Source organism: Deltaproteobacteria bacterium (genome assembly GCA_019308925.1).
Taxonomy (GTDB): domain Bacteria; phylum Desulfobacterota; class B13-G15; order B13-G15; family RBG-16-54-18; genus JAFDHG01.
Window position 1 is genome coordinate 1 of the sequence record JAFDHG010000003.1, and the last position, 16,278, is coordinate 16,278.

The following is a 16,278-nucleotide window of genomic DNA, read 5'->3' on the forward strand; positions in this document are numbered from 1 at the left end:
TGGAGACCCCCTTTCAGGTGGTGGAGAGCAGCGGGGGATGCGTGGAGGACTGCGGCATAGCAGATTTTGACCTGGCCGCCTGTACAGAACAGTCTGCCAAGGGCGGAAGTTATTCCATAAGCACAGTGTTCCCTTGCTCAGGGTGCGAGGTTGGTGAGGATTTGGGGATTAGCTGCAGTTATATGAATATCAGAACTTACTGCTGCGATCCCCCGGATGGACCTGCTGCCTGGGCCGTGGGGACCGATGTCTTTGAGCAGGAGGGTGGAGGCACTAAGTATGAGGGAGACGGAAAGTCCTGGGGTATCAGCCAATCTTTGCCCCCGGGCAGTGTAGTCGAAGAGGACGATGTAACCTGGTACAAAGAATCCTTTCCCACGGTGTCCCAAAGGAGGATCGACAACGCAAACTGTGTATTTGAGATGATAAGATGTTTTGCGGCAGGGGAGACAATCTGCATTCCTCAATGCGGTGAGTGCCCGCCCCATTATCCCCCCTATACGAGCGGGTTGGCAGGGTGTTTCAATTTTGACATATACTATGAGACCTTTGCCAAATTTGAAGACGCCGATCCGTGGGAATACAAGTTCAAACTAGGGGATGTGGAGACAATCTTTAGCGGCAATTGGGCAGGAGTCTCGGAAAACGGATCGTACAGCCTCACTTATTGCGATAGGTCGTTTCAGGACTGTCCTGACAGCCCTTGCGGCCTCTCTGTAAGGGGAGAAGGACTTTCTGGGAATTACCAAAGGTTTGAATGGAATGAGACCTCCTGGGGCCTAGATGGGAGCTTCAGCACATATCTTGAGACGGGACGCTTTGCCATCTTGATCCCCAAACTGGTGATGTCCATTGCCTCGCAGTATAAGACTGAAAATGGCGATGAGGTTGAAAACGAGTATACGATCTCCGCCGTTACTAGCATAATTCTTAGGATCGTGGATGGCGGAAGCTATCAGGACTGGGAGCTTGCCTCCAGCGACTACTCTGACGCAGGAAGCGGGTACTGGTCTAACAGAAAGGACAGCAATGTCAAGCCCGACTGCTACGGGGCCAATCCCCATCTGCCAGAAAGGATGTATGTTAGGGCATTTCACTGGTACAAAATTAGCGAGATGAGCGAGGCCCTGCTGGTGGATTTTGGGTTTGACGGTGATTATCATGCCGTACTTTTTGAGAAGGAAGAGGAAGGGGACTGGACACCGACGCAGTTGGATGCATTTGAGAATTGGGTCAAGGACAATGGGCTTGAAGACTACAAGGCTTTTCTGAACTAAGGAGGTCTTATAGGGGGTCATGCATAAAAATTAAGCATTGGCATTTCAGACATACTTTCCTCTTACATAATATACCCTTGCCAACAATCCTTCACCCTAATCACAAGATAAAGAAGAAAAGAGGGGACATCCTACCCTCCCGAAGACCAGGCAGACGTTGTTCCCTCCGAAGGCGAAGGAGTTGGAGACAGCTATGTGGATTTCTCTCTTCCTGGCCTCATTAGGGGTGTAGTCGAGGTCGCACTCCGGATCAGGAGTAGAGTAGTTGATGGTGGGTGGGATGACCCCCTCCTGAAGGGAGAGGAGGGTAGCGATCGCCTCGATCCCCCCCCCAGAGCCCAAGCAGTGGCCGATCATTGACTTTATGGAACTGAGGGAGATCTCATAGGCCCTCTTACCAAAGACCATCTTTACCCCCCTGGTCTCCACCAGGTCGTTCAGTGGGGTCCCTGTCCCATGGGTGTTGATGTAATCCACTTCCTTTGGGGATACCCCCGCATCCGTCAGGGCCAACCTTATGGTCCTGGCAATCCCCTCTCCCGAGGGTTCAGGAGCCGTGAGGTGGTGGGCCTCGGCGCAGACCCCATAACCCAAAACCTCACCCCATATCCGGGCACCTCTCGCCCTGGCATGTTCCAACTCCTCCAGGATCAGGATGCCCGCCCCCTCCCCCAAGGAGAGCCCCTGCCTGTTTTTATCGAAGGGCCGGCACCCCTTTGGATCTATGGCCCTAAGACTATTGAAGCCGGCATAGGTCACCTCGCAGAGGGAATCGCTCCCTCCTGTAATCATCAACTCCGCTTCCCCATAGACGATGGCTTCATGGGCGAAGGCAATCGCCGCAGAGCTGGAGGAGCAGACAGTGGCCGTGGTAGTCCTGGGACCGCGCATATCAAACTCCTGGGCTATATGGTCCGTGGTGGTGGCGAGGGCAAAGGAGACCAGCAGGCTGGGTGAAGGCCTTTTGGGGGCATGGGTGTAGATGGTCCGGAAGTACTTTTCCATTGAGAAGATCCCTCCAGAATCCGCCCCCAAAATGATCCCAAACCTCTCCCGTTTCAGATTGGCCAGTTCGATACCTGAGGAGTTTATTGCCTCCCGGGCAGCAACGATCCCAAACTGATCGCAGCGGGACAGCCTCCGCAACTCCTTGAGGGAGAAATGTCTCTCCGGAGATAACCCATCTACCTCACCACCATTGTGGCTGCGATACCCGGAGGTATTGAAGATGGTGATGGGTTTGATTCCGCAGCAGCCCTCCTTCAGCGACCTCCAGAAGATAGGGACTTCATTCCCCACCGCGCTCACCACCCCCATTCCAGTGATTACTACCCGTCTCTTCTGCAAGGCTCAGACCTCCAACAGGACCGCTCGCAGGGGGGAACTGCCGCCCCCCTTATCCCCTCCTCCTGGGAGAGGGAAGATCTGAATTTTTACGAGATGATCAATCATGGAAGTCTTAGCGACTCATCGGTTCTATTATCTCGACGTCAGGGGGTAGATGTAACTCAAAAGAGGAATCCGGAATCCCGGAGTTTATCCTGATATGGTGGTAGCTGATGGTGGTGAGATCGCCGTTCTTTTCTAGCATCTCCAACCTCTTCAGCATCCAGTTTGAGGTGTCGATCCAGAGCCTTATCTCTTGGAAGATAGCGAGGTCCTCTGCGGGGTCTATGTTTAGCACCACTTCCCCCTTCTTCTTTTCCTGCAGTGATACCCTTTTGCCCATGGTCTCGATGGGGTTTTGGAAAAAGAGGAGCCATTTAGCCAGAAGGGGGTTGCCGGCCACCTGATAGCGCTGGGCCGCCCTTTCCTCCGGGAAATAGATCCAGAGGACACCTTTGTTCAAGACCGTTAGGCTGGGATAGGGTGGGTACATATCCACCCATATCTGGTTGGGCCGCTTAAATCTCATCTTGCCTTTAGAGACCATTGGTTCCTTAAAGATAGAGGAGATCTTTACCTGGGTGATGTCGGCACTGAAGTCCTGTATGGCCTCCTGGGCCTTTTTGAGTTGCCCCATGATATAGGCAAGATCTCTCCCCTCTTGCTGGGCCCAAGAAGAGGCACCCAAACCCAAAGGGATCAAGGACAAGAGCAGGAAGAAGAGGGGATATAAGGCCTTTTCTCTCAACTTTGCACCTTTTGTGCGATGGTCGTCTTGCTCACCCCAGGCAACAAGATCTTTCCCCAAGATAATTGATGGAGGACCTCCGCCACGTTGCCGAAGAGGAGCCCTGCCAATCTACCTGCCACATTTGGGGGGTTAGTGAAGCCCCCGACGAAGGTCTTTATCTTTTTAAACCCCGCCTCTTCCAAGGCCCTGCGCATGGTCCTGGGGGAGAAGTCGCTGAGATGGAAAGGGAGGTGGTAAAGTTGGTCCTTTATTCTCAAAAGGGAGAGGATATCTTTTATGGGGGTGGTGTGGGGGTAGCGCAGTAAGATCATCCCCCCAGGCCGCAATATCCTGTAGACCTCTGTGAGGAAGGCCAGGGGATCGGGGAGATGCTCTATCACGTAAAAGGCAGTGACCACGTCAAACTCCCCCTCCCGAAAAGAGGTCTTCTCCCAAGGTATAGGAAGGATAGACAGCCCAAACCTTTCCCGGCCATATCGCACCCCTGATGGGGAGACCTCCACTCCCTTGACCTTCCACCCCCTGGCCTGCATCAAGGCGAGGAAGAAGCCATATCCCGCCCCCACATCCAGGATCCTCCCCCGGGGGATGTATCGCTCGATGAGGTCTGCCCCTTTTCTGAAGACTGGCTCCATCATCCTTTCCCAGGCCTCAATTTCGCCTTCTCCCTCGGGGAGGTAGGTTTGATAGGCCTCCCATAATTCTTGTGGTGAGGGGCGGGGATTTTGATAGACAAAACCACACGCAGGACAACGGAACATGGCATAATCACCCTCTTGGTGGAGTCTCTTTCCTCCGTCAGCACCGCAGAGGGGACAGGAGATCCACTCCACCCCCTATCTCCTTTTGACCAAAAAGGCCTCCATATCCCATAGGAGGGCCCACACCACCTTCTCGAAGGACCTGCCCGCCGCTGCATGTCCGTAGTGATTTCTTAAAGTACCCACCTTCCTGGAGGTCACCCCCTTGTAGTTCTTCTTCAGGTAGACCCTCTTGCCCCCTGGATACAAGTGTGGCGTGCGATTGAAGGTTACTTCCCGATCTTATATCGGTAGACGAGCTTGGCTGCTGCCTCGGCGTTTCTCTCCATGGCGTAATCCACTGTATCTTCTCTATAATGAGCGCCAGTCCTCAGATCGGTCTCATAGATGACCTCCCCGCTATCCCTATCGATGAACTTATAGTGGGCGGCAAAGGCGGCTGTCGAGGTGTACTCCCCTCCGGGGATGAAGGAGCGCCTTATACGCCTCCCCACACTAGGTCTGGTATACTCCTTTACCTCTCCCTTGATGAGAAGGGTCTTCTTACCTGCGGGGATCTCCTTAACCCCCTCCTTGACCACTATCTCAAAGAGACCGAATTTCTGAGAATACCTGCGGAGCTGGTAGACCACCTTCTCGGCGATCCGAGGACCTGCATAATCAGGGGCAGGAATGTTGAGGGGGACCTCAAACTCCTGGACCACCGCTGCGTTATAATCCTTGAAAAAAAGCTCTGCCCCTACGGCCATGTTGCTGGCCCCAAAGACCATGGCCAATACCAAAAAGATGCCCAAAAACCTGTTGATCTTCATACCTTTTCCTCCTTTTTGCTTTTTATTTTTGCCTATTACTTTTTCCCCACCTTATAGAGATAGACGATCTTGGCGATAAGTTCAATACGACTCAATCCACATCTCAATGGCCTGGGGGTATATCCTCCAGGCCTGCAGGGCCGAGCGCCGCAATAGTCTATTGCACTCCTCCAGGGTGAAGGAGGCCTTGAGCGAGTTCCAAAGCCCGTCTCTTGCCTTCTCCTCCCTGATCATGAGACGCCACAGGAGGTCAAAAAAGATGGCCAGGGACTTAGGGGCATCCCGGCGAAGGTCCACCATAACAAACCTTCCCCCCTCTTTCAAGACCCTAGCGACCTCGTTGAAGAAGGGGAGGGGGTCTTCCAGGTGGTGAAGGGTATTCACACAGATTACCAGATCTATTGTCTTATCCTTCAGCGGAAGGGCATAGGCGGAGCCTAACTGAAAGTGTACCCGATCTTCTAGGCCTATCTCCTTGGCATTTGCCTGGGCCACTTTGACCATGGCCGGTGAGAGGTCAATGGCCAGAAACTCTATCTCAGGCAGGGATCTGGCGATCCATAGGGGAAAGACCCCCGGGCCTGTGCCCACATCCAGGGCGAGACCCCTCTCTACCCCCCGGGCCCTGATCCTGGAAAGGACCCTCTTGACCGGGAACCCCATATACCTCTTGGCCATACGGCTGTAATAATCCGTCAGGGACTCATCTTCCAATGGGCTGGCCTCAGGTATCCTCTTTTCGGAGATCATCTTGTCCCTTCTGCCAAGACCAATACCCCCTGAGCCACCGTCTCCCCTTCTGCCTCGGCCCTTACCCGTACCTTGGCCATCCCACTGAAACGGAACTCCACCTCGGCACAGAGCTTGAGCCGGCCCCCAGGCCTTAACGCCTTCTCAAATTTCATCTCCTCTACCTTTACCAAGACCCCGGTTCCTCCTTCCCTTGTGCTCAGCAGGGCGATCCCTCCTGTCTGGGCCAAGGCCTCCAAGATGAGGCCCTCGGGTATGCAGGGGTCCCGGGGATAGTGACCTGAGAGGAAGAAGTCGTCAAAGCTCACCACTTTTATCGCTATAGCCCTGCGGCCGGGCTCCAGCTCAATCACCCGGTCGATCATGAGGAAGGGGTAGCAGTGGGGCAGACCTTTTTTCACATCTTGATCTGCTTTCACCTCTTTATCCTCCCTTCAGGACCCACCATATCCCTATCGCCCCCTTCATCAACCCCACGGTCAGGGAGATACCCAGCAATGATCCGATCACCAGGAGGGTTGCCCCCTTGATTCTCCCCTTGCCCAGAAGATAGGCGACCACAGTGGCCGAGAGCACCCCAAAACCCCTGATGGGGAGGGCGCACAGCAGCACGATCCCCACATCCCCCAGAGAGGAGACCCTCTGGACGAGCTTCTTGCGTTGCCAAGCCTCTGAGGCCCTTTTTATCCTCGTTTTCACCCACCTCAAAAGGGGGATGCGGGAGGAACGCTCCAAGAGGAAACCGTATACAGGGATCTGGATGAAGTCGTATCCCCAGGCCAGGGGGAGATAGAGATGGAGAGGGAGGTGGTTGATAATGGCATAGACCACAGAGGCGGTCCTCCCAATGGTAAAGTGTAGCAGGGTGAAGATCAAAAAGGCGCTCTCCGGCGACCTAAAGAACTCCATCGTCACTCCCCAGGAGGATGGATATATATGTCCCATCCAGAGAGATCCCGGTGTGCAAGATTGTCCTGACCAGGGTCTTTTGAATAGCCTTCACGACCATTAGACCACATTTTGGATCGGGATATTCATAAGTTATGGTGGGGGGGATGACCCCCCTGTCCATAATCAGAAGGTCCGCCACCATCCTTATCCCCCCTGAGGCGATTCCCTCCCCCACCATCGACTTGATGGAGCTGAGGGGGATATTGAGATAGCGGTTGGGAATGGCGAGCCTTATCCCCTCGGCCTCTACGGCATCCACTTTTGGTGAGGAGTTCCCCGCGCCATCGATGAAATCGACTGTTTTCACCCCTCCTCTTTTCAGGGCACCAGATATGGAGCGAGCCACCTTTTCACCCGGACCCAGCGTCCCGGCCGTTGCGGCGAAGCCCAGGATCTGCCCGTAGATCCGCGCCCTCCTCCGCAGCGCATCTTCCCTCCTCTCCAAGACCAGGATCCCGGCCCCTTCTCCAGGGATAAATCCGTTTCTCTTTAGGTCATAGGGGGCGCTCCTTTCACCTTCGCCCTCATCCCAGGCCGTCAGGTGCAGTTCGTTCCACCCCCGGTATAAGATGGGGCTCAGTTCGTCTATCCCCCCTGTCAAGATGGCATCGGCCCTCTTGGTGATCAACTGTTGGTAGCCGAAGACAAAGGCCGCCTCTGCGGTGCAGAAGGACTGGACCACGGTACTGTTGGGCCCCTTTATCCCCAGCTCGATGGAGGCATTGCTGGCCGCCGCATTAGGGACGGTATTGGGAAAGAGGATAGGGTTGAGATCCCCAGATCCCCTCAGCACCTGCCCCCGATGGAAGGCCTCAGAGTTGGCCAGGCCGCAGAAGCCAGAGCCGAGGATAATACCGACCCTCTCCGCGGGGATGTCCTCCCCGATCTTGAGACCGGCGTCCTCCAGGGCCATCCTGGAAGAGGCGATGGCAAATTGGCTGGCCCTGTCCAGTCTCCTGACCTTTATCGAGGGGATAAACGCCTTGGGATCAAACCCCTTCACCAACCCACCTTTTTTCGATCTAAAGGGGGTGGTGTCAAACTCTACGATCTCCTTTATCCCGTTCCTCCCCTGCGTCAATCCCCTCCAGAGCTCCTTCTTCCCCACGCCCAAGGGACTTATTGCCCCCAGTCCTGTTATCACCACCTCTCCCATAAGGTCTATAGGTCCTCCTTTGCGAAGATCAGTGCCGTGCAGTTGCCACCGAAGGCAAAGGAGTTGGACAGGACGATCTCCGTCTTCTCTTTCCTGGCCAGAGGGACATAATCGAGATCGCAGATCTCGTCCCCCCGCTCAAATCCGGCGGTGGGGGGGAGAAAGTGGTGATGGATGGCCAACAGTGAGGCCACCGCCTCCATCCCTCCTGCGGCCCCCAGACAGTGTCCGATCATAGATTTGGTGGAGCTGACAGGGATTTGATACGCCTCCTGTCCCCATACCTCCTTTATGGCCAGGGTCTCCACTCGGTCGTTGAGGATGGTCCCGGTGCCATGGGCGTTGATGTAATCGACCTCTTTTGCCTCAATCCCGGCATCCTGCAGGGCCTCTTTCATGATCCTCGCCTCCTCCCTCCCCGTCTCCTCTGGCGCGGTGATGTGGAAGGCCTCTCCTCCAATGGAGTAGCCCAGGAGCTCCCCGTATATCTTTGCCCCTCTCCCCAAGGCCCTCTCCCTATTCTCCAGGATCAGTATCGCTGCCCCCTCCCCCAGGGAAAGCCCTTGTCGGCGGGTGTCAAAGGGGCGACATGGTAAGGAAGCCATGACCTTCAATGAGCAGAACCCGCCGAAGGTAAGCTCACTTAAGGCCTCCCCCCCACCGCAGACCATCACCTCGGCCTCCCCCAATCTGATGAGTTCGGCCCCGTAGGCGATGGAGGTGGCAGAGGAGCTGCAGGCGGTGGTGATGGTCGCCTTGGGGCCTTGAAGCTCGTACCTTTCAGCCAATTGATCAGTGGCATAGCTGGGGATGAAGGGAACAAGGAGAGATGGCCTGGGCCTTGCTCCTGCTAAGAGTTGACGGTGGTACACCTCAGCTGAGTGCATACCCCCTGCACCTGCCCCGAGGCAGACCCCTATCATCTCCCTATCGCCTGGTCCGGGCCTCAGCTCGGCATCGGCGAGGGCCTCTTGGGCAGCGATCAGGACGAACTGATCTGCCCGGGAAAGGCGGCGTAGCTCCCTTTTGTCAAAAGACCCCAGGGGGTCGTATCTCTCGATCTGCGCCGCCACCTGCGAAGGGTACCCGGATATATCGAAGAGGGTGATCTTCCTGATCCCCCCTTTCCCCTCCCACAGGGAGGCCATAAACTCCCCTAAATTCCCCCCTGTGGCGCAGATGATCCCCATCCCTGTGATGACCACGCGCTTTTTACCCTTCATTTTCCTTTCTCTGGGCAATCAGGTCCAAGAAGGCCTCCATGCGTGTCTTCATCCCCTCCAAGGTGGTGTGTTCGTCGAAGGTAAGGGTCATGAAGGGGATATTCCCCCTCCTGTTCGTCCCCACCATCCTTTTGAGAAACTCTTGCATCAGGGCATCTATGCCGCACTTAAAGGAGGTGACAAAGACAATGCCGTCGACACCCCCCTGTTCGGCGAAGTAGAGGATGCTCCCCACTACCTCCCTCGCAGTCTCCCAGTAGATCTCCTTGGATAGCAAGGAGACCCTCCGCTCCCTTTCTTTAAGGGGTATTATATCAGAGGTCACTATCTTTGTCCCCCATCCCTTGGCCAGGGTGAGGAGGTCTTTGTTGATGAAGGGGTCAAAGAGGTTATAGGGACGGCCGATGAAGGCTACCTTAAATTGGTAGTCCCTTTCCTCTGCCGAAGGGGTAGGGAGCGCTGGATCAAAGATCTCCTCTGTCCGCATGGTGTTTATCCTTTCAGTCAGCTCCCTGCTAAATATCCGGTAGCGCTCCTGTCCCATCTGGTATGCCTGACGCACTTTTTGGGGGTCTATTACCGTTCGTTTCGCCATGTCGAGGAAGAAGTTGTGCAGTCCCTTTCTCCCCTGGCGCAGGTCTATCACCCCATCCCAGATCTCCAGCTTCCCCTTCAAGGCCAATCTCAGCACATCGGGTGCCCCTCGGAACTTGGGGCAGAGGATATGGCGGCCCTCCAGACTGATCAAGCGGGGCAGGAAGATGGCATCCACCTTCCCCACCAGGCTTTGGGAGTGGGGGATCAACAACTTTAAGGGGAGGCAACTATCCTCGTAGTAGGGGATACCTTTTCGCAAGATGTGGTAGACCTCCTCATCGGAGGTCATCACCTCCATCCCCAATTCCTGCAGGAAGGTCCTCCAGAGGGGGAAAAGCTTGTAATACATCAAGGCCTTGGGGATACCGATGCGCATGAGCAAAAATCCTTTCCTTTTATCGTCGGCAATTTCAAAAGATATCATCGAATGGAGTAGAAGGCAAGCTGGCCAAGAGAAAAGGAGATGTTGACAATCTCTGCTGAGGGGTGCTAATTAAAGGGGCAGCGAGGAGGCCTTTACCTTTATGTCCCTTTATTCCCATCCTACTATAGCGGAAATAGACTTGGGGGCCCTGGCCTATAATTATCGTCAGTTGCGCCAGCTTGTCCCCCCTTCGGTCAAGTTCTTGGCGGTGGTGAAGGCCGATGCCTATGGTCATGGGGCGGTCCCCATATCCAAGAGGTTGGAGGAGTTGGGGGCGGACCTCCTGGGGGTGGCCACGGTGGAGGAGGGGGTGGAGATGAGGGAGGGGGGGGTCCGCAAACCGATCCTCATCCTGAGCGGCATATATCAGGAGGAGATAAAAGAGGTATTGAGATATCGGCTTACCCCCGTGGTCTATCGTCTGGAGATTGCTGAGGAACTCTGTGCCGAGGCGAGCAAGATGGGCAAAAGGGTCCCCGTCCATATAAAGGTGGACACAGGGATGGGGAGGATAGGTGTCCTCTACGAGGAGGCCCCTGCCTTTTTGAACCATTTGCGGAGCTTAGAGAACATAGAGATAGAGGGGGTTGCCTCCCATCTCTCTACGGCCGATGAGGAAGATCCCTCCTTCGCCGAAGAACAACTGAGGAGGTTTTCTTGGACTATAGAGGAGATAAAAGGGATAGGGATGACCCCGACATTATGCCATATCGCCAACAGCGCTGCCCTATTCAGCCTCCCTGCTGCCCATCTAAACTTGGTGCGGCCTGGGATCATGCTCTATGGCTCCTATCCTTCACCCTCCTTTAAGGACAAGGTCACCCTGCAGCCGGTGATGTCATGGAAGAGCCGGGTGGCAGACCTAAAGGAGGTCCCCGAGGGCTTTCCCATAAGCTATGGGCGGACCTTTTTCACCCGGCGCCCCAGCTTCATCGCCGCCATCCCCGTCGGGTATGCCGATGGTTACAGCCGCCTCTTTTCCAATCGAGGGGAAGTCTTGATAAAGGGCAGAAGGGTGCCGGTGGTGGGGAGGGTCTGTATGGATTGGACCATGGTGGATGTGACAGATGTCCCCGGGGTTGAGGTGGGTGAGGAGGTGGTGTTGATGGGGAGGCAATTGGATCAGGAGATCACCCCTGAGGAGTTGGGGGAGCGGATCGGGACCATCCCCTATGAGATCCTCTGCTCAGTGGGCAAAAGGGTCCCGCGCATCTATAAGGGGTAGCCTATGTGGAAGGCCGTAAATACCGTGGGAGAAGGGGCAGCCGGGTACCTCAAGGAGATGGGCAGGATATTTCTCCTCCTTCTGGATACTGCCCGTTGGTCCCTTTATCCCCCCTTCAGGTTTGATCTGCTCTTTCAACAGATGGAGAGGGTGGGGGTGAGGTCGGTCTTGGTGGTGGTCCTCACCGGGGCCTTTACTGGCATGGTCTTGGCCCTGCAGACCTTTTACGCCACCAGGAAGTTTGGGGCGGAGACCATGGTGGGCGTCACCGTGGCCTTAGGTATGGCCAGGGAGCTGGGGCCGGTCCTCACCAGCATCATGGTTACAGGCAGAGCAGGATCAGCCATGGCTGCGGAGATAGGGACCATGAGGGTCACCGAGCAGATAGATGCCCTCTTCGCCATGGCGGTAAACCCCATCAAGTACCTCATCGTTCCCAGGGTGTTGGCCAGCATCTTAGTGGTACCCATTTTGACCATCATTGCCGACTTTGTAGGGATTGTGGGAGGGTATTTCGTAGGGGTGATCATCCTGAGGATCAACGCCGGGGCCTATGTGGCCAACATGGAGAAGTATGTGGAGTTGACGGATATAAACAACGGCCTCATCAAGGCGGCGGTCTTTGGCCTCATCCTCTCCATCATCGGGTGTTACAAGGGGTTCACCACCACTGGAGGTGCGGAAGGGGTAGGGAAGGCCACCACCCAGAGTGTGGTACTGGCGGCGGTAACCATATTGATGGCGGATTATCTCTTAACGGCGGCGCTGTTTTAGATGATCAAGATCAAGGGATTACATAAATCCTTTGGCGAGCAGAAGGTCTTAAACGGCGTGGACCTCCAGATCCCTAAAGGGCAGACAACGGTCATCGTGGGACGCAGTGGGGTAGGCAAGAGTGTCCTGCTGAAACACATCATTGGACTCCTCCGGCCCGATAAAGGGGAGGTCCGGGTAGAGGGGGTTGACATCGCCCGTTTGGGGGATAAAGATCTGAACGAGATGAGGAAGAAATTCGGGATGCTCTTTCAGGAGGCGGCCCTCTTTGATTCTATGACCGTGGGGGCAAATGTGGCCTTTCCGCTACGTGAGCACACCAAGCTCAAGGAGGAGGATATCAGAAGGATTGTGACCCAAAAACTGGAGCAGGTAGGGCTCCCCGGTGTGGAGGAGAAGATGCCTGCTGAGCTCAGTGGGGGTATGAAGCGGAGGGTGGGCCTGGCCCGGGCCCTCACCTTGGACCCGGAGATCGTGCTCTTTGATGAGCCCACCACCGGCCTCGACCCCCCTATGGCCGAGGCCATTGAGGACCTCATCATAGAGACCCAGAGGAGGTTTGGGGAGACCTTTGTGGTCATCACCCACGATATCCAGACCACCTTTCACATCGCCCACAAGATAGCTATGTTGCACGATGGCAGGATCGTAGAAGAAGGTCCCCTTGAGGCCTTCAGGAGGTCGTCGAACCCGGTGGTTCAGTCCTTCCTGGCGAGGGGGGAGAAAAGGAGGTGAGAGGATGAAGGAAGGCAAGGTCAGTCCAGAGGCAAAGGTGGGGATCCTGGTGCTGGCGGGGATCGTCCTGTTGTTTTTCATGTCTTTCAGGATAAGCAGGCTGGAGAGGGTGAGGGGAGAGGTATACACCGCCCTCTTCCCCTCGGTCTCAGGCCTGGTGATCAACTCCGATGTAGAGGTGGCCGGGGTGCCTGTAGGAAAGGTGGAAAAGATCGGTTTGGAAAAAGGCAAGGCCAAGGTCTGGATGAAGGTCGGGCAGGTCGAACTACATCGGGATGCCGAGGCGATCATCAAGACCCACGGGGTCCTGGGGGACAAATATATCGAGATTAAGCCGGGGTCCCCTGGAGCCCCTCTCCTACAACCAGGGGGGACCATAACCCGGGTGAGATCAGCACCGGATATGGATCAACTCTTCGTCTCTTTGGAGTCCGCCGCCCGGGGTATGGGCGATCTAGGGCAGTCCCTGCGGGAGGTCATCGGGGAGGAAGAGGGGAAGAATGCGATCAGGGAGTTGGTCATCAACCTCAAAGAGGCGAGCTCAGACTTCAGGGAGGTCGTCAAGGATAATAAGGACAAGGTAGGCAATATCATCGCCAACCTGGAGGACTTCTCCCATGGGCTGAAGCCCCTCTCACAGAGGGCCGAGCGGACCTTGGCCAATCTGGAGGAGATCAGTGCCAAGGTGAGGGCAGGGCAGGGGACCTTGGGGAAGCTCCTCACCGACGAGGCACTTTATTACGATGCCAAAGAGGCCCTGGCCAGTTTCCGCAGGGTCATGGTGAAGGTAGAAAAGGGAGAGGGTTCCCTGGGGAAGCTCATGACTGATGATACATTCTCCCAAGAGGCCGAAAAGACCATGAGGAAGATGCAAAAGGCCTCCGAAGGGGTTCAGGAGCAGACCCCTATCACCACCCTGGGGGCCCTATTGGGGCTCTTCTTTTGATCGGTGGGAGGTCCTTTGCTCAGCAAGGTCTTTACATGGTTGCTCATTTTTCTTCTCATCCCCCCTTTTTTTCTGACCTCCCCTGCTGCCCAGGGGAAGTCTTTGGGATTTTGGCCCTTTTTTTCGTACTACGAATCCGAAAGCCTCAAGGAATTGGAGGTCCTGGGACCCTTTTTTGTCTGGCGGGAGACTGAAGATGGTAAGGAGTGGGGGATCAGGCCCTTTGTGTACCGTGCTACCGATCCCTCCCGGGAGGTCGAGCGTACGGAGTTCCTGTACCCTCTGGGGAAATATCAGCATGTTCAGGGTGACACTAAGTTCTATCTTGTTCCGGTCAGCCTATCGCGGGATGAGGTGACCTATTCTTCCCCCGAAAGGAGGGAGAAGGCCTCCTCCATCCTCACTGCCTTTTGGGGAGAGACGGATACAGGTGAGCGGTACGGGGGGTTTTTCCCACTGACCGGACACTTGAAGGAGCGGTTCGGTAGGGATGAAATTACGTTTCATCTGTGGCCCCTGTATTCGCAGATTAAGAACGAGGGTGAGGTTACGTGGCGGATACTCTGGCCATTTATCTCTGTAACCAGGGGAGCGGCAGAGGGTGTGTATCTGTGGCCTCTCTGGGGTCATAAGGTGAGGAAAGGTGAGTATTCCAGAGGGTTTTTCATGTGGCCCTTTTATGCCTATTTTGATGAAGATATGGACACCGATACGCCGGTACAAAAGCGGTATTATCTCCCGTTCTATGCATCGATTCGGTCACCTCAAACGACCGTTGATATGGTTTTCACCCCCTTCTTGTTCCATCAGAAGAGCGATACGCCTGCCTTCGAAAAGTGGGCGCTCTGGCCCATCGCGACGAAGATTGAGGGAGATAAAATTCGAGAGAGGAGACTCTTCCCTTTGTTCCGCAAACGGGAAGAGCCTGGGAAGGAGCGGCGCTTTTTTCTCTGGCCCCTAAATTCCTATGAGTTTGATCGATTTGGGACAGAGGAACAGGAGGTACACCGTTTCCTACTCATCAATAGGTACAGGATAGTTAGGGATGTTGGTACGGGGACAGAAGCCATCGATGCCAATCTCTGGCCCCTCTTTGACTATCGTCAAGGGTTTGAGGGTGAGGTAAGCCTTTATATCTTTCCCCTTCTCCCCCTCCACGATGAGGGGATGAAGCGCAACATCTACCCCCTTTTTTGGGTCTACCGATATACTCGCTCCCCAGAGGGGGAGACTCTGTCAGACCTCCTCTGGGGGCTTTACAGACGCAGGAGCTCACCTCAGGTTTCATTTACCCAACTTGCCTTTTTCCTGCGCATCGAGAAGAAACACAATGGAGATTTTTATTTATCCTTTTTCGAGGGATTGTTCCGCTATCAGAGGACGAAGGAGGGGGAGATGATGAGATTTCTGTTTATTGATTTTTGAAGTAATAATTCTCAAGGGTGTGGGTTTTGCTTTTAATTCGGCTGAGCTTACCCCTCAGAGTCGGGTCGTCTTGGACAAGCAGGTTGCTATCTTAAAGGAGAATCCTGATGTTAGGGTAGAGATTGCGGGTCATACTGATAGCGTTGGCTCAGATGCTTACAATCAGAGCCTTTCAGAGAGGAGGGCCAAGGCGGTGATGGAGTATTTTATTTCGGAAGGTATCTCTCCAAATCGTCTAAAGGCAGTGGGTTATGGAGAATCACGCCCCATCATTTCCCAGAAGGCTGAGGTAGTGGGTTCAAAGGGTTTTTAAAAAATTGAACATGATAAATATTTTTTTTGACAAAGCGAGGGTTAGCAGGTAAAGTATATCACTAAACGCTTCGCTGAGTTCAAAAGGATAGGGAAAGGAGAAAAGATGACAAAGGCGAAAGAAGGGGACACAGTTAAGATCCACTATACCGGCAAACTCAAGGATGGGAGTATATTTGACTCCTCTCGGGACGGCGACCCCTTGGAACTTATCTTAGGAGCCGGGCAGGTGATCCCTGGTTTCGAGGAGGCGGTGGTAGGGATGAGCCCGAGTGACTCCAAGACCTTCGAAATATTGGCTGAAGAGGCCTATGGTCCCTATAGGGAGGAGTTGCTTGTGGAGATCGACAAGGAACAAGTCCCAGAGGATCTCAATTTAGAGATCGGGCAGCAACTCGTCTTGCGCCAGGCCGAGGGGCAGATGGTTAGGGTGATGGTGACGGATATATCTGAGGCCACCGTAACCTTAGACGCCAACCACCCCCTGGCTGGGGAGGACCTGACCTTTGAGGTCCAGTTAGTAGAGATTGTTTAGCAAACCCTCATGAGGGTTTGCCCTCATCCTCGACTATGTAAAATACAGGGTTCAAAGATTTAAATCATAGGATTCCAGGGGTCTAGGGGCCCAGGGTTCTAGTGAAAGACAAAGACCTTGAACCCTGTAGAATTAAATTATTCACAGGGTGAATCCTAGAACCCTCAAATCCTGTCTTATATAGGGTTTCAGGGGGCGAAGCCCCCTGAAGTAAGGCTGCAACACGTAAGAACCTAAA

18 protein-coding genes are annotated in these 16,278 nt (G+C 54.7%); 8 read left to right on the forward strand and 10 right to left on the reverse strand.

Translation table 11 applies throughout. The features are described 5' to 3' along the window. A partial coding sequence (locus JRI46_00595) for a hypothetical protein (GenBank protein ID MBW2038089.1) occupies positions 1 to 1,277 on the forward strand: 1,277 nt, incomplete at its 5' end. Positions 1,278 to 1,373: 96 nt separating this feature from the next. On the opposite strand, the gene JRI46_00600 is transcribed toward JRI46_00595, so the two are convergent. The 10 genes from JRI46_00600 to JRI46_00645 form a co-directional block, all read right to left on the reverse strand. Continuing rightward, positions 1,374 to 2,624, reverse strand: coding sequence for a beta-ketoacyl-[acyl-carrier-protein] synthase family protein (locus JRI46_00600; protein MBW2038090.1), 1,251 nt, complete (start codon positions 2,622 to 2,624; stop codon positions 1,374 to 1,376). 112 nt (positions 2,625 to 2,736) lie between these two features. Next, positions 2,737 to 3,411 (reverse strand): outer membrane lipoprotein carrier protein LolA, encoded by a 675-nt coding sequence (locus tag JRI46_00605; GenBank protein ID MBW2038091.1) that lies wholly within the window; start codon positions 3,409 to 3,411, stop codon positions 2,737 to 2,739. Continuing rightward, positions 3,408 to 4,247: a methyltransferase domain-containing protein gene (locus tag JRI46_00610; GenBank protein MBW2038092.1), complete on the reverse strand. Its 840-nt coding sequence runs from the start codon at positions 4,245 to 4,247 to the stop codon at positions 3,408 to 3,410. Before JRI46_00610 ends, JRI46_00605 begins: the two co-directional genes overlap by 4 nt. A 197-nt stretch (positions 4,248 to 4,444) precedes the next feature. Next, positions 4,445 to 4,987: a hypothetical protein gene (locus JRI46_00615; GenBank protein ID MBW2038093.1), complete on the reverse strand. Its 543-nt coding sequence runs from the start codon at positions 4,985 to 4,987 to the stop codon at positions 4,445 to 4,447. Positions 4,988 to 5,068: 81 nt separating this feature from the next. Then, positions 5,069 to 5,737: a class I SAM-dependent methyltransferase gene (locus JRI46_00620; protein ID MBW2038094.1), complete on the reverse strand. Its 669-nt coding sequence runs from the start codon at positions 5,735 to 5,737 to the stop codon at positions 5,069 to 5,071. Next, positions 5,734 to 6,156, reverse strand: a complete 423-nt coding sequence (fabZ, locus tag JRI46_00625) for a 3-hydroxyacyl-ACP dehydratase FabZ (GenBank protein ID MBW2038095.1) — start codon at positions 6,154 to 6,156, stop codon at positions 5,734 to 5,736. The genes JRI46_00620 and fabZ overlap by 4 nt, the downstream gene beginning before the upstream one ends. Before the next feature lie 4 nt (positions 6,157 to 6,160). Continuing rightward, positions 6,161 to 6,646: a small multi-drug export protein gene (locus JRI46_00630; protein ID MBW2038096.1), complete on the reverse strand. Its 486-nt coding sequence runs from the start codon at positions 6,644 to 6,646 to the stop codon at positions 6,161 to 6,163. Then, entirely contained in the window at positions 6,633 to 7,844 is a 1,212-nt protein-coding gene (locus JRI46_00635; GenBank protein ID MBW2038097.1) for a beta-ketoacyl-[acyl-carrier-protein] synthase family protein, read from the reverse strand. The genes JRI46_00630 and JRI46_00635 overlap by 14 nt, the downstream gene beginning before the upstream one ends. A gap of 5 nt (positions 7,845 to 7,849) precedes the next feature. After that, positions 7,850 to 9,067 carry a beta-ketoacyl-[acyl-carrier-protein] synthase family protein gene (locus tag JRI46_00640; GenBank protein MBW2038098.1) on the reverse strand — a complete coding sequence of 406 codons (1,218 nt, stop codon included), beginning with the start codon at positions 9,065 to 9,067 and terminating at the stop codon, positions 7,850 to 7,852. Further along, complete coding sequence (locus tag JRI46_00645) at positions 9,057 to 10,040, reverse strand: hypothetical protein (GenBank protein MBW2038099.1); 984 nt, start codon at positions 10,038 to 10,040, stop codon at positions 9,057 to 9,059. Before JRI46_00645 ends, JRI46_00640 begins: the two co-directional genes overlap by 11 nt. A gap of 148 nt (positions 10,041 to 10,188) precedes the next feature. Here JRI46_00645 and JRI46_00650 point away from each other — a divergent pair, with 148 nt between their 5' ends. The 7 genes from JRI46_00650 (at position 10,189) to JRI46_00680 (ending at position 16,040) form a co-directional block, all read left to right on the forward strand. After that, positions 10,189 to 11,313: an alanine racemase gene (locus JRI46_00650; GenBank protein ID MBW2038100.1), complete on the forward strand. Its 1,125-nt coding sequence runs from the start codon at positions 10,189 to 10,191 to the stop codon at positions 11,311 to 11,313. A 3-nt stretch (positions 11,314 to 11,316) separates the two neighbouring features. Continuing rightward, positions 11,317 to 12,087 (forward strand): ABC transporter permease, encoded by a 771-nt coding sequence (locus tag JRI46_00655; protein ID MBW2038101.1) that lies wholly within the window; start codon positions 11,317 to 11,319, stop codon positions 12,085 to 12,087. Next, positions 12,088 to 12,822 (forward strand): ABC transporter ATP-binding protein, encoded by a 735-nt coding sequence (locus JRI46_00660; GenBank protein MBW2038102.1) that lies wholly within the window; start codon positions 12,088 to 12,090, stop codon positions 12,820 to 12,822. 4 nt (positions 12,823 to 12,826) lie between these two features. Next, on the forward strand, positions 12,827 to 13,768 hold the full coding sequence (locus tag JRI46_00665; protein MBW2038103.1) for an MCE family protein: 942 nt from the start codon (positions 12,827 to 12,829) through the stop codon (positions 13,766 to 13,768). A 15-nt stretch (positions 13,769 to 13,783) separates the two neighbouring features. Then, complete coding sequence (locus tag JRI46_00670) at positions 13,784 to 15,193, forward strand: hypothetical protein (GenBank protein MBW2038104.1); 1,410 nt, start codon at positions 13,784 to 13,786, stop codon at positions 15,191 to 15,193. Beyond that, positions 15,183 to 15,506, forward strand: coding sequence for an OmpA family protein (locus JRI46_00675; GenBank protein ID MBW2038105.1), 324 nt, complete (start codon positions 15,183 to 15,185; stop codon positions 15,504 to 15,506). The genes JRI46_00670 and JRI46_00675 overlap by 11 nt, the downstream gene beginning before the upstream one ends. Before the next feature lie 105 nt (positions 15,507 to 15,611). Further along, on the forward strand, positions 15,612 to 16,040 hold the full coding sequence (locus JRI46_00680) for a peptidylprolyl isomerase (protein MBW2038106.1): 429 nt from the start codon (positions 15,612 to 15,614) through the stop codon (positions 16,038 to 16,040). The last annotated feature ends 238 nt before the right edge of the window (positions 16,041 to 16,278 follow it).

Coding starts and splice junctions, on each gene's coding strand:
- JRI46_00615 (MBW2038093.1), bottom strand. CDS start 4,987: ATGAAGATCAACAGGTTTTTGGGCATCTTTTTGGTATTGGCCATGGTC.
- JRI46_00620 (MBW2038094.1), bottom strand. CDS start 5,737: ATGATCTCCGAAAAGAGGATACCTGAGGCCAGCCCATTGGAAGATGAG.
- JRI46_00630 (MBW2038096.1), bottom strand. CDS start 6,646: ATGGAGTTCTTTAGGTCGCCGGAGAGCGCCTTTTTGATCTTCACCCTG.
- JRI46_00635 (MBW2038097.1), bottom strand. CDS start 7,844: ATGGGAGAGGTGGTGATAACAGGACTGGGGGCAATAAGTCCCTTGGGC.
- JRI46_00640 (MBW2038098.1), bottom strand. CDS start 9,067: ATGAAGGGTAAAAAGCGCGTGGTCATCACAGGGATGGGGATCATCTGC.
- JRI46_00645 (MBW2038099.1), bottom strand. CDS start 10,040: ATGCGCATCGGTATCCCCAAGGCCTTGATGTATTACAAGCTTTTCCCC.
- JRI46_00650 (MBW2038100.1), top strand. CDS start 10,189: ATGTCCCTTTATTCCCATCCTACTATAGCGGAAATAGACTTGGGGGCC.
- JRI46_00655 (MBW2038101.1), top strand. CDS start 11,317: ATGTGGAAGGCCGTAAATACCGTGGGAGAAGGGGCAGCCGGGTACCTC.
- JRI46_00660 (MBW2038102.1), top strand. CDS start 12,088: ATGATCAAGATCAAGGGATTACATAAATCCTTTGGCGAGCAGAAGGTC.
- JRI46_00665 (MBW2038103.1), top strand. CDS start 12,827: ATGAAGGAAGGCAAGGTCAGTCCAGAGGCAAAGGTGGGGATCCTGGTG.
- JRI46_00680 (MBW2038106.1), top strand. CDS start 15,612: ATGACAAAGGCGAAAGAAGGGGACACAGTTAAGATCCACTATACCGGC.